Source organism: Streptomyces sp. NPDC028907 (assembly GCF_055564995.1).
The window spans coordinates 455,129-466,696 of record NZ_JBVHVE010000002.1 but is presented as its reverse complement, the minus strand read 5'-3'; the positions used below and the strand labels follow the sequence as shown (position 1 = coordinate 466,696).

The following is an 11,568-nucleotide window of genomic DNA, read 5'->3' as shown; positions in this document are numbered from 1 at the left end:
AGACAGCCCGCACCCGGAAGGAGTCCCATGCCCCACACTCTCGAATCCGAAGAACACAAGGCCCTACGCGCCGCAGTCGCCGCCCTCGGCACCCGCCACGGCCGCACCTACGACCGCGAAGCCCTCTGGTCCGAGGCAGCCGAACTCGGCTACCTCGGCGTCAACCTGCCGGAGGTACACGGCGGCGGAGGCGGCGGCATAGCCGAACTCTCCATCGTCCTCGAAGAACTGGGCGCCGCGGGCTGCCCCCTGCTGATGATGGTCGTCTCCCCGGCGATCTGCGGCACAGTCATCGCCCGCTTCGGCACAGAAGACCAGAGACGCGACTGGCTCCCCGACCTCGCCGACGGCACCCGCACCATGGCCTTCGGCATCACCGAACCCGACGCCGGCTCCAACAGCCACCGCATCACGACCACGGCCCGCCGCGACCCGGACACCGGGGACTGGCTCCTCACCGGCCGCAAGGTCTTCATCTCCGGCGTGGACATAGCGGACGCCACCCTCATAGTCGGCCGCACCGCGGACGCCCGCACCGGCAACCTCAAACCCTGCCTGTTCATCGTCCCGCGCGACGCCGAAGGCTTCACGCGCCGCCAGATCGACATGGAACTCAACGCCGCCGAGAAGCAGTTCGAGCTGACCCTCGACGACGTACGGCTCCCCGCGGACGCGCTCGTCGGAGACGAGGACGCGGGCCTCCTCCAGCTCTTCGCCGGCCTCAACCCCGAACGCATCATGACGGCCGCCTTCGCGATCGGCATGGGACGGTACGCACTCGCCCGCGCCGTCGAGTACGCGCGCGACCGCACCGTCTGGAAGGCCCCCATCGGCGCCCACCAGGCCATCGCACACCCCCTCGCCCAGGCGCACATCGACCTCGAACTGGCCCGTCTGATGATGCAGAAGGCGGCCTACCTGTACGACGCGGGAGACGACGTCGGCGCGGGCGAGGCCGCCAACATGGCCAAGTACGCGGCCGGGGAGGCCTGCGTGAAGGCGGTCGACCAGGCGGTGCACACCCTCGGCGGGAACGGGCTCACGCGCGAGTTCGGGCTCGCCTCGTTGATAACCGCCGCACGCGTGTCTCGTATCGCTCCGGTGAGCCGGGAGATGATTCTCAACTACGTCTCCCACCAGACCCTGGGCCTGCCCAAGTCGTACTGATCCGCGCCGCGAACCGCGGACACCAAGGGAGCACACATGACGCTGATCGGCCGCACGCGCGCGCGTGGAGTCGAGACCCTCACCCTCGACTCCCCGGCCAACCGCAACGCGCTCTCGGCCGCCCTCGTGGGCGAGCTGACCGACGCGCTGACGGACTGCGCCAAGGACGCCGGCGTACGCGCGATCGTCCTCACCCACACCGGCAACACGTTCTGCGCGGGCGCCGACCTGCGCGACCCGCCGCCCCCGGACGCACTGGTGGCGCTGCTCCGGCAGATCGTGGACCTGCCCAGACCGGTCGTCGCCCGGGTCACCGGGCATGTTCGCGCGGGCGGCCTCGGCCTCCTCGCGGCCTGTGACATCTCCGCCGGGTCGGCACAGGCCACCTTCGCCTTCACCGAGGTCCACATAGGCGTCGCCCCCGCGGTCATCTCGCTGCCCCTGCTGCCCCGCACGGACCCCCGTGCCCTGGCCCGCTACTACCTCACCGGCGAACGTTTCGCCGCGCCGGAGGCGGCCCGCATCGGCCTGCTGACGGTGGCGGGCGAGGACGTCGACGCCGCCCTGACCCCGGTCCTGGACGGCCTGCGCAGGGCCTCCCCGCAGGCCCTGGCCGAGACGAAGGCGCTGCTCACGGCTAAGGTGCTGGAAACCTTCGACCGGGACGCGGCCGACCTGACCGCGCTCTCGGCCCGGCTGTTCTCCTCCGCGCAGGCCCGCGAGGGGATGACGGCCTTCCTAGAAAGACGGGATCCGGAATGGGCGGTGTGAGCACAGTCGGCGACCGCGTGGACCGAGCGGACCGCGTGCCCAAGCAGGACCGCAGCCGCGCCACCCGGCAGCGGCTCCTGGAGGCCGCCGTGGCCTGCCTCGCCGAACACGGCTGGGCGGGCTCCACGGTCTCCGTCGTCGCCGAACGCGCCGGCGTCTCCCGAGGCGCGGCCCAGCACCACTTCCCGACCCGCGAGGACCTCTTCACGGCGGCCGTGGAGTACGTCGCCGAGGAGCGCTCGACGGCGCTGCGGGCGCTGTTCCCGGAGGGTGCTGCCGGGGACCGTCGGGAGGTGGTGTCGGCGCTCGTGGACCTCTACACCGGCCCGCTGTTCCGCGCGGCGCTGCATCTGTGGGTGGCCGCGTCCAACGAGGAGCAGCTACGGCCGCGGGTCACGGAGCTGGAGGCCCGCGTGGGCCGCGAGACCCACCGCATCGCGGTCGACCTGCTGGGCGCCGACGAGTCCCGGCCGGGCGCCCGCGAAACCGTCCAGGGCCTGCTGGACATGGCCCGCGGCCTGGGCCTGGCCAACCTGCTCACGGACGACACGGCACGCCGGGACCGCGTGGTCGCGCAGTGGGCGGCGCTGCTGGACGAGGCGTTGGGCTGAGGGCGCTGTCAGTGCCCGGGGCTACGGTTCGGGCATGGGTGATCACTTCCAGACGATCGTCGACCTCCAGGCGACCCCGCGGCAGGCGGCACAGCTCGCCGAGCGCGTCGTCGAGTGGCTGGTGGCCGAGGGCATCGTGCTCGCCGAGCGCACGGACTGCGTGCTCGGGCAGCCGCTCGGCCATCCCCCGGGCCCCAACTGGCAGCGGGCCGCCGCTCCGGAGGACGCCGGCTGGGACCCATGGGACGGCCTCGCGGTGTACACCGGGCGCACCGTCTTCCACGGCGGGCAGGGCGAACCGGAGGCGGTGAGCTGTCCGCGCTGTGGCGTCACCACCCGGCTGACCACCGACGAGTGGGACCTGATCGAGGACGTCTGGGCGCTGTTCGGAAAAGCCATCGACAACTGGCACAAGACGGGCACGGCCCAGGTCGAGTGCCCCGCGTGCGCCGACTCCGTCCCGCTGCCCGACTGGACGTGGGCCGACGACTGGTTCGCCTTCGCCCACCTCGGCTTCGAGTTCTGGAACTGGCCCCGGTTCACCGAGGAGTTCCGCACCCGGATATCCGAGCTGCTGGACGGCCACCGTACGGCGTACGTGTGGGGCAAGCTCTGACCCGGGGCCCGTCGCCCCGCCGTCCCGCCGCCCCCCGTCAGTCGTCGTCCTCGCCGAGGCCGCCGTCGTCGTCCTGCTGCGCCGCGCGCTGCTTCTCCAGCTCCCGTTGAAGCTTCCGCTGCTTTTCGAGTTCCCGCTCGCGCTGCTGCTGCTGCTGCTGTTCCTGTTCCTGCTGCGCCTGCTCCAGCTCCGCCTGTTCACGCTGCTTGCGCTGCTCGTCCGCCTGCTTGTCCGCCTGCTTGTCCGCCTGGTCGTCCTGCGGGACGCCCGTCTGCGCGGCCGGGGTCGGGGAGGCCGTCGCGGAGGGGGCGGTGGCCTGGGGCGACACGGAGGCGTTCGTGCCGGTCGGGACCTCGGACTCCGTGCCCTCGGTGCCGGTCTTGTCGGGGGAGAACCACAGCATGCCGAGGAGCATCGCGGCCATGAAGAGCGCCGCCGCGGCCGCCGTGAACACCGCGCGGTTCCGGGACGGGGAGCTGGGCCTGGATCTCGACGCGGATCTGGATCTGTTGGCGGATCCGGACCGCGATCCGGGTCCGGGTCCGGGGCCGGGTCTGGATCCCGCGGCGGACGGCGTCCCCTGGGCGGAGGGCAGCATGTACGTGGTCGGGTTGCTGGTCTCACCCACCTGCTGTGACCCGGGGGCGGATGTCGACGCGACCGTGGTCCGACGGGCCGGCGACGTCGCGTCCGGCAGGGGCTCGGGACGCCCCTGCCAGGCGCCGTCGGCGAACCAGTCGGCGGCCTGCTGGGCGGCGGGCCGGTGCTCGGGCTCCTTGGCGAGCAGACCGAGGAGGTAGCTCTCGAAGGCGGGCGGAAGTCCGGGGACGCCCAGTTCGCGGGGCGGCACGGGCACGGCGTCGAGGTGCTGGTGCAGGATGGCGACGGCCGTGTCGGCCTGGAACGGCGGGCGGCCGGTCAGCAGCTGGTAGAGCACACAGCCCAGCGCGTAGACGTCGGACGCCGGTCCCGCCGACTTGCCCAGCGCACGCTCGGGGGCCAGGTAGAGGCTCGTGCCCACGATCTGCCCCGTCGCGGTGAGCGCGGCGCCGGGGTCGTCCATGAAGCGGGCGATCCCGAAGTCACCGATCTTGAGGGTGCCGTCGGCGTCGAGGAGCAGATTGCCGGGCTTGATGTCCCGGTGGACGATGCCCTGCCGGTGCGCGGCCGCCAGTCCCGCGGCGGCCTGGGCGGCGATCCGGGCGACGCGTTCGGCGGGCAGCGCGCCGGACCGGGTCAGCGTGGTGGCGAGGCTGGGGCCCTCGACGAGCTCCATCACCAGGAAGAGCCGGTTGTCGTACTCGCCGAAGTCCCGGACGCCCACCACGTTCGGATGGTCGATCCGCGCCGCCGTCTGCGCCTCCAGCCGGAACCGGGACGTGGCGGTGGGGTCGGAGTCCTGCGGCAGCAGAAGCTTGACGGCCACATGCCGGGCGAGCGTCTCGTCGTAGGCCCGCCAGACCTCCCCCATCCCCCCGCGTCCGATCGACTCGGCCAGCCGGTAGCGACCCGCTATCAGCACCTGATCCCCATCCCTCATGCCGTGAGACATCCCGATCGCCGCAGGCCGCAACTCACCACGTGGGGACGGGTGATGGTGGGATGGCCGCAGCCGCCCCAGCATACTGGCGGAGTGGATCAGTCACGTTCCGTACGGCATCGGTGCCGACACCGAACAGGGGTCCGGCCGCCGAGCGGCGTCACGCGGAGCCGGACGACTCCGCGTGACGACCGGCCCGCCGGAGGGGGTTCCGAGGATTCGGGGGGTTGGGGGCTCGGCGGGATCAGTGCGCGATGTCGGCGTAGCCCTCGACCTCGCGCGGGTCGCGCGGGCCCGGGCCGACGTAGCGCGCGGAGGGGCGCACCAGGCGGCCGGTGCGCTTCTGCTCCAGGATGTGCGCCGACCAGCCGGCCGTACGGGCACAGGTGAACATCGAGGTGAACATGTGCGCCGGGACCTGCGCGAAGTCCAGCATGATCGCGGCCCAGAACTCCACGTTCGTGGCCAGGACCCGGTCCGGACGCCGATTGTGCAGCTCCTCCAGGGCCGCCTTCTCCAGGGCCTCGGCGACCTCGAAGCGGGGTGCGCCGAGCTCGCGGGCGGTGCGGCGCAGGACGCGGGCGCGAGGGTCCTCGGCGCGATAGACGCGGTGGCCGAAGCCCATGAGGCGCTCGCCCTTGTCGAGGGTCTGCTTCACATACGCCTCGGCGTCACCGGTGCGCTCGATCTCCTCGATCATGTGCAGCACCCGGGAGGGCGCGCCGCCGTGCAGCGGGCCGGACATGGCTCCCACGGCGCCGGAGAGCGCGGCGGCCACGTCGGCGCCGGTGGAGGCGATGACGCGGGCCGTGAAGGTGGACGCGTTCATGCCGTGCTCGGCGGCGGAGGTCCAGTAGGCGTCCACGGCGGCCACGTGCTTGGGATCGGGCTCGCCGCGCCAGCGGATCATGAAGCGCTCGACGACGGACTGCGCCTTGTCGATCTCACGCTGCGGCACCATGGGCAGACCCTGGCCGCGCGCGGACTGGGCGACGTAGGACAGGGCCATGACGGCGGCCCGCGCCAGGTCCTCGCGGGCCTGCTCCTCACTGATGTCCAGCAGGGGTTTCAGGCCCCACACGGGCGCCAGCATGGCGAGCGCGGACTGGACGTCGACGCGGATGTCGCCGGAGTGCACGGGGATCGGGAAGGGCTCGGCGGGCGGCAGACCGGGCCGGAAGGCACCGTCGACGAGCAGCCCCCAGACGTTGCCGAACGAGACATGCCCGACCAGATCCTCGATGTCGACGCCCCGGTACCGGAGTGCGCCGCCCTCCTTATCCGGTTCGGCGATCTCCGTCTCGAACGCGACGACTCCCTCGAGTCCGGGTACGAAGTCGGACATCAGGCGGCTCCTAGTGAGGTGTGTGCGACGGATGGGGTTGTGGGTGGAACGACCACATGGCGGTCTGCGGAGATGGCGTACGCCGGTGGTTCCACGGTCACGGACTCGGATTCCGGGCCTTGCCGGTTCTCCGGGCCTCGGCGGACTCGCGGTCCGGGGCGTACCCGTGTGATGCCCCGTACGGCTGACAGTCATCCAACCGGATCGGCAACAGCACGATAACCCCGAGTGCCACTGTTGGGGAGGTCTTACGGCACTCAGTGCCATCCGGTGCCGCGGTGGGCACCGTCCGGTGCGGTGTCGGCCGCATGCGGCAAGATGACGGCGTGACCGACCGAGACGCCGTCCCCCTCGACCCCGCCGCGATGCGCAAGCAGTACCGGGCCGAGGGCCTCGCCGAGAACGACCTGGCCGCCACTCCCGTGGAACAGTTCGCGCGCTGGTTCAAGCAGGCCGCGGCGGAGGCCCACCTCTTCGAGCCGAACGCGATGATCGTCTCCACCGCGGACGCCGACGGGCGGCCCAGCTCCCGTACGGTCCTGCTGAAGCAGTTCGACGAGCAAGGCTTCGTCTTCTACACCAACTACGACTCCCGCAAGGCCCGCGACCTCGCCGAGAACCCGTACGTCTCGCTGCTCTTCCCCTGGCACGCGATGGCCCGCCAGGTCATCGTCACGGGCGTGGCGCGGCGGACCGGGCGGGACGAGACGGCCGCGTACTTCCGCACCCGCCCGCACGGCTCCCAGCTCGGTGCCTGGGCCAGCGCCCAGTCCTCGGTCGTCGCCACCCGCGCCGACCTCGACGCCTCGTACGCCGAGCTGGCCGCGCGCTACCCCGAGGGCGAGCAGGTGCCGGTGCCGCCGCACTGGGGCGGCTTCCGGGTGGCGCCGCGGACGGTGGAGTTCTGGCAGGGGCGGGAGAACCGGCTGCACGACCGGTTGCGGTACGCGGCGGAGCAGGACGGGAGCTGGCGCGTGGAGCGGCTGAGTCCTTGAGCCGGGGCCGGGCGTGGCGGCCCGGGAACGCGAGGTTGCGGAAAGCAGACGACCCGCGAGCTCTGGTCCTCCGCCGGGGCGGAGGAGCCGGCCGGACGTACCGGCGAGCTCGCGGGTCGGGTGACTGCTGGGATTGGGCCGGCTGCACGCGTCTGTCACGTGCTGGTCCGGCACCGCACTGGGTGGGGTGACGGGCCGCTAGCCCGCAGCCACCTCACGCGTCCGGTATTCATACATCTGCCGAACCACCTCCCTTCTCGTGTGCCCTCACATTAAGAAGTGGCTCGCCGCCCGATCAAGTGCTTTTTTCCTTGGACGGGATCCACGCTGGTCACCTAGCGTTCCGTACATGACAGAACTGCGGATTGTGCCCGCGGACGGCGACGCCATGCTCCAGGAGTGGCGGCACGTCCACAACGTGATCGTGCCGCCGGACGAGCTCAGTCTGGACGAGGTGCGTGAGCGCAGCGGCCGGCATCAGCTGCGGAACGCCTATCTCGGGGACGCGCTCGTGGGCTGCTCGACCGTACGGCCGCCGCAGGGCGACGAGGGCGCGGCGACCGTCATCGCGCGCGTGCTGCCCGAGTACCGGGGGCGGGGGTTCGGCGCCGCCCTGTACGAGGACGGACTCGCGCACGCGCGCGTGCTCGGTGCGCGGGAGATCCGGACCGTGATCCTGACCGCCAACACGGGCGGGCTCCGGTTCGCCGAGAAGCGCGGGTTTGTGGAGGTCGACCGGTATGTGGCGCCGGAGGACGAGAACGAGGTGTGGCTGACGTTGCGACTGGCAGGTTTCGAGGTCAGCGGGGCATGAGGGTGGGGCGTGGCGCCTGCGGCCGGTTTCCCCGGATTTCCGCCGTACAACGATTCCTTCAATCTTGTGGGAACTCGGTGTGCGCTGCGTCACGTTCCAGTTAGATGATTGCGAGTGAGCGAACGGACGCGTCGTACGTGCGGACGCAGCTTGGCAGGCTTGGCAGGGGGTCCAGGTGAGTGCTTCCCGGCGTAGTGGGACCACCGACGAGCTGGGGCCGGACGAACCCGAGCGGGACGGTCCGGAGGGTTCGTCGGGTGGCTCGGAGGGTTCCGCAGGCGGCTCTGATCTGCTGGCCGCACTGCTGGACGGGATGGACGCCGCCCTGTGCGCCTTCGACGCGGACGGGGTCGTCACCCACTGGAACCGCGAGGCCGAGCGCATCCTCGGATGGAGCGCGACCGAGGCGGTCGGACGGCACGGGTTCGCCGGGTGGGCGGTGCGCGAGGCCGATGCCGAGGAGGTCGAGGCGCGGCTGATGTCCGCCATGGACGCCCCCGGGCGGCAGGTGCACGAGTTCGCGCTGCTGACCAAGGACGGCGGGCGGGTGCTCGTACGCACCCAGTCGGCGGCCGTACGCGGGCCGGACGGGAAGCCCGCCGGGGTGTACTGCGCCTTCAGCGAGGTGCACGCGCAGATCGATCTGGAGCGGTCGATCGCGCTGAGCGAGGCGCTGTTCGAGGACGCGTCGTGGGGTGTCGTGCTGGTGGACGCCGATCTGCGGCCGGCCGTGGTGAACGCCCACGCGGCGCGCGCGCTCGGTATCGGCCGTACGTCCGTGCTCGGGCGGCCGCTCGGGGATCTGCTCGCCCAAGGCGTCGAGGAACTGGAGAGCGCGCTCACGCATGTGCTCGCCGAGGGCGCGCCGCCCGCGCCGGCCGAGATCTGGGTGAGCGTACGGACTCCGGAGGGCGAGCGCCGCCGGTGCTGGCGCTGTGGCTTCGTACGGCTGGCCTCGCCGCTCGCGGAGGAGCCGGTGCCGCTGGGCGTGGGCTGGCTCTTCCAGGACATGACCGAGGCGAAGCAGGCCGAGCAGGAGGCGGCGCTGCTGCGGTTCCGCACCAACCAGCTGCATCGGGCCGCGCGGGCCGCCGCGGAGTGCGACGACCCGGCGGACGCGGCGACCGTGCATCTCGACTTCGCGCTGGCCGGGTTCGCCGATCACGCGCTGATCGACCGCGTCGCGGGTGGGGCGGTGGCGGATACGGACGCGGACGAGGACTCGGGTCCGGTACGGCTCGTACGCGTCGCCGTGACGCCCTCCGGAGCGCCTGGGCCGAGCCTGCTCGGCGGGGAGGCCGGGCTGCCGGTGCGGTACGCCGAGGGGCATCCGGCGTTGCAGTGCGTGGCCCGGGCCGGGTCGGTGCGGGCCGACGCGGGCAGCATGGCGGCGGAGCAGGCGCGTGCGTGGGCGGTGGGGCGGCAGTGGCCGGCGGACGCGGTGCACGCGCTGTGCGCGGTGCTGCGGAGCCGGGGGCGGACGTTGGGCGTCGTGACGTTTCTGCGGGGCGCGGGGCGGAGCGCGTTCGAGCGGAGCGACGCGGTGTACGCGGAGGATGTCGCCGTGCGGATCGCTGCCGCGCTGGATCTGGCCGCAGTACTGGGGCAGCGGCGGTAGGAGAGTCAGCGCACGCCAGAAGAGTCAGCGGCGGTAGAAGATCCTGTCGCCGTACTGCTCGAACACCCGGCTGTTCCAGTCGAGGCCGCCGTCGACGTTGCCGGAGCGCAGGAGCGGGGGCTCGATGCCGCGGGCGGCCAGGGAGGTGGCCGCGGTGGCCATGACGGCCTGGAGGAGCGCCGCCGTGACGACCGTGGACGCGGGGGCGAAGGGGGCCGGGATCGTGTCGTGGGTGAGTTCCGCGTCGCCGATCGCGATCTTGGAGTCGAGGACGATGTCGCAGTGGTCCTTGAGGTAGGTGCCGGAGACATGGCGGGACTTGGTCTCCGAGGCATACGCCACCGAGGTCACGCCGATGACCCGCACGCCCCGGGTGCGGGCGGTCATGGCCATCTCCACGGGGAGGGCGTTGCGGCCCGAGAGGGAGATGATCACCAGGGCGTCGCCCGCGCGCAGGGGGGAGCTGTCGAGGACGGCGCTCGCCAGGCCGTCGACCCGTTCGAGGGCGGAGCCGAGGGTGGCGGGCATGACGTCCACGCCTACCGCGCCCGGGACGGCGAGCAGGTTCATCAGGGCGAGGCCGCCCGCGCGGTAGACGATGTCCTGGGCGGCGAGCGAGGAGTGCCCGGCGCCGAAGGCGAACAGGCGGCCGCCGGCGGCGACGGTGTCGGCGAGCAGGGTGCCGGCTGCCTCGATGTTCTCCGCCTCCTCGTCGCGGGCCCGCTGGAGGAGGCTGATCGCGGCGTCGAAGAACTGGTCGGCCGGCTTGCTGTCGCTCATGCGGGGCCCTCCGGTGGGGTGGCGGGGGTGCTGGGTGGGGGTGGGGCTCGGTGTGTCGCGGATCACCGTGCGGTCTGGACCAGTGTGGTGTCAATACGGGGGTGCCTGCGACGGCCCGTCGGGGTTCGGTGGGGGTTCGCGTAGCGCCTTGGGTGCGGAGTGGGGCCGGGGACGTACGCGGTTGACGCGCCGTGGGGCTGGGAAATCGCTGGTTTCGGCGGCGCGGCACGGTTGTCAGTGGTATCCGGCAGAATTGAGGGCAGGGCCAGCGCACGCGCCGTGGAGCTGTCTCGCTTCCGGCTGAGCTAATCGCAGAGCTAATCGAGGGGCACGTATGTCCGGACTGATCGACACCACGGAGATGTATCTCCGCACCATCCTCGAGCTGGAGGAGGAAGGTGTGGTCCCCATGCGCGCCCGTATCGCCGAGCGGCTGGACCAGAGTGGGCCGACCGTCAGCCAGACGGTGGCGCGGATGGAGCGTGACGGGCTGGTGTCCGTGGCCTCCGACCGGCATCTGGAGCTCACGGACGAGGGGCGGCGGCTGGCCACGCGCGTCATGCGCAAGCACCGGCTGGCCGAGTGTCTGCTCGTCGACGTGATCGGGCTGGAGTGGGAGCAGGTGCACGCCGAGGCGTGTCGCTGGGAGCACGTGATGAGCGAGGCGGTGGAGCGGCGCGTGCTGGAACTGCTGCGGCATCCGACCGAGTCGCCGTACGGCAACCCCATCCCCGGGCTGGAGGAGCTGGGCGAGAAGGACGGCGCCGATCCGTTCCTCGACGAGGGCATGGTGTCGCTGGCCGATCTCGACCCGGGGGCCGAGGGCAAGACGGTCGTGGTCCGGCGTATCGGGGAGCCGATCCAGACCGACGCCCAGCTGATGTACACGCTGCGTCGGGCGGGGGTGCAGCCAGGTTCGGTGGTGAGTGTGACGGAGTCCGCGGGCGGTGTGCTGGTCGGCAGCGGTGGCGAGGCGGCCGAGCTGGAGGCGGACGTCGCCTCCCATGTGTTCGTCGCCAAGCGCTGAGGCTTCTCGGATCGAGTAACTCCCGGTGGGCGAGCGGGAGTTGTGGTGATCTCGCCCATTCCAAGATTCAGTACGTCGAATCGCAGCGCTCCGCCGATTCGCGTGCCAGTCTGTCGCGTGAGGCATACGACCTGAGAACTCTTGGCCGTGATCGACAGTGATGCGTCCGGCCGGGGAAGGGGCGGGCGGATGTGCCGTGGATGTGGAGAGGGCCCCGGCGCCACATGGCGCCGGGGCCTGTCCTCCCCTGTGCTGACCCGGAGCCCCGAGCTCTCAGGGTCATT

At 71.9% G+C, this 11,568-nt stretch carries 11 protein-coding genes; 8 read left to right on the top strand and 3 right to left on the bottom strand.

Annotation, left to right across the window (positions count from 1 at the left end; all coding sequences use genetic code 11):
- The first annotated feature begins 27 nt into the window (after positions 1-27).
- The 4 genes from ACZ4UU_RS06535 to ACZ4UU_RS06520 are packed head-to-tail and all read left to right on the top strand — an operon-like array spanning position 28 to position 3,165.
- Entirely contained in the window at positions 28-1,167 is a 1,140-nt protein-coding gene (locus ACZ4UU_RS06535; RefSeq protein ID WP_468037039.1) for an acyl-CoA dehydrogenase family protein, read from the top strand.
- 36 nt (positions 1,168-1,203) lie between these two features.
- Positions 1,204-1,938 (top strand): enoyl-CoA hydratase family protein, encoded by a 735-nt coding sequence (locus ACZ4UU_RS06530; RefSeq protein ID WP_468037037.1) that lies wholly within the window; start codon positions 1,204-1,206, stop codon positions 1,936-1,938.
- The gene (locus tag ACZ4UU_RS06525; RefSeq protein ID WP_468037035.1) at positions 1,926-2,549 is read left to right on the top strand and encodes a TetR/AcrR family transcriptional regulator; all 624 of its coding nucleotides are present in this window, start codon (positions 1,926-1,928) and stop codon (positions 2,547-2,549) included. Before ACZ4UU_RS06530 ends, ACZ4UU_RS06525 begins: the two co-directional genes overlap by 13 nt.
- A 34-nt stretch (positions 2,550-2,583) precedes the next feature.
- On the top strand, positions 2,584-3,165 hold the full coding sequence (locus ACZ4UU_RS06520) for a hypothetical protein (RefSeq protein WP_468037033.1): 582 nt from the start codon (positions 2,584-2,586) through the stop codon (positions 3,163-3,165).
- 37 nt (positions 3,166-3,202) lie between these two features.
- On the opposite strand, the gene ACZ4UU_RS06515 is transcribed toward ACZ4UU_RS06520, so the two are convergent.
- Both ACZ4UU_RS06515 and ACZ4UU_RS06510 read right to left on the bottom strand, forming a co-directional pair.
- Positions 3,203-4,687 (bottom strand): serine/threonine-protein kinase, encoded by a 1,485-nt coding sequence (locus ACZ4UU_RS06515; RefSeq protein WP_468037031.1) that lies wholly within the window; start codon positions 4,685-4,687, stop codon positions 3,203-3,205.
- Between the two features lie 262 nt (positions 4,688-4,949).
- Positions 4,950-6,050 (bottom strand): citrate synthase 2, encoded by a 1,101-nt coding sequence (locus tag ACZ4UU_RS06510; protein WP_468037029.1) that lies wholly within the window; start codon positions 6,048-6,050, stop codon positions 4,950-4,952.
- Positions 6,051-6,358: 308 nt separating this feature from the next.
- Between ACZ4UU_RS06510 and pdxH the strand changes: the two genes are divergently transcribed.
- The 3 genes from pdxH (at position 6,359) to ACZ4UU_RS06495 (ending at position 9,477) form a co-directional block, all read left to right on the top strand.
- Complete coding sequence (gene pdxH / locus ACZ4UU_RS06505; RefSeq protein ID WP_468037027.1) at positions 6,359-7,045, top strand: pyridoxamine 5'-phosphate oxidase; 687 nt, start codon at positions 6,359-6,361, stop codon at positions 7,043-7,045.
- Positions 7,046-7,394: 349 nt separating this feature from the next.
- On the top strand, positions 7,395-7,859 hold the full coding sequence (locus tag ACZ4UU_RS06500; RefSeq protein WP_468037025.1) for a GNAT family N-acetyltransferase: 465 nt from the start codon (positions 7,395-7,397) through the stop codon (positions 7,857-7,859).
- A 175-nt stretch (positions 7,860-8,034) separates the two neighbouring features.
- Positions 8,035-9,477, top strand: coding sequence for a PAS domain-containing protein (locus tag ACZ4UU_RS06495; RefSeq protein ID WP_468037023.1), 1,443 nt, complete (start codon positions 8,035-8,037; stop codon positions 9,475-9,477).
- A 24-nt stretch (positions 9,478-9,501) separates the two neighbouring features.
- Here ACZ4UU_RS06495 and ACZ4UU_RS06490 read toward each other — a convergent pair whose 3' ends face one another.
- Positions 9,502-10,257 carry an SIS domain-containing protein gene (locus tag ACZ4UU_RS06490; RefSeq protein ID WP_468037021.1) on the bottom strand — a complete coding sequence of 252 codons (756 nt, stop codon included), beginning with the start codon at positions 10,255-10,257 and terminating at the stop codon, positions 9,502-9,504.
- Between the two features lie 334 nt (positions 10,258-10,591).
- On the opposite strand from ACZ4UU_RS06490, the gene ACZ4UU_RS06485 reads away from it, so the two are divergent.
- Positions 10,592-11,284: a metal-dependent transcriptional regulator gene (locus ACZ4UU_RS06485; RefSeq protein WP_055635287.1), complete on the top strand. Its 693-nt coding sequence runs from the start codon at positions 10,592-10,594 to the stop codon at positions 11,282-11,284.
- Positions 11,285-11,568: the final 284 nt, after the last annotated feature.

What these genes read in the sequence shown, in the direction of transcription:
- ACZ4UU_RS06510 (WP_468037029.1), bottom strand. Translation starts at nt 6,050, where the DNA reads ATGTCCGACTTCGTACCCGGACTCGAGGGAGTCGTCGCGTTCGAGACG.
- ACZ4UU_RS06530 (WP_468037037.1), top strand. Translation starts at nt 1,204, where the DNA reads ATGACGCTGATCGGCCGCACGCGCGCGCGTGGAGTCGAGACCCTCACC.
- ACZ4UU_RS06535 (WP_468037039.1), top strand. Translation starts at nt 28, where the DNA reads ATGCCCCACACTCTCGAATCCGAAGAACACAAGGCCCTACGCGCCGCA.
- ACZ4UU_RS06485 (WP_055635287.1), top strand. Translation starts at nt 10,592, where the DNA reads ATGTCCGGACTGATCGACACCACGGAGATGTATCTCCGCACCATCCTC.
- ACZ4UU_RS06500 (WP_468037025.1), top strand. Translation starts at nt 7,395, where the DNA reads ATGACAGAACTGCGGATTGTGCCCGCGGACGGCGACGCCATGCTCCAG.
- pdxH (WP_468037027.1), top strand. Translation starts at nt 6,359, where the DNA reads ATGCGGCAAGATGACGGCGTGACCGACCGAGACGCCGTCCCCCTCGAC.
- ACZ4UU_RS06520 (WP_468037033.1), top strand. Translation starts at nt 2,584, where the DNA reads ATGGGTGATCACTTCCAGACGATCGTCGACCTCCAGGCGACCCCGCGG.
- ACZ4UU_RS06525 (WP_468037035.1), top strand. Translation starts at nt 1,926, where the DNA reads ATGGGCGGTGTGAGCACAGTCGGCGACCGCGTGGACCGAGCGGACCGC.
- ACZ4UU_RS06490 (WP_468037021.1), bottom strand. Translation starts at nt 10,257, where the DNA reads ATGAGCGACAGCAAGCCGGCCGACCAGTTCTTCGACGCCGCGATCAGC.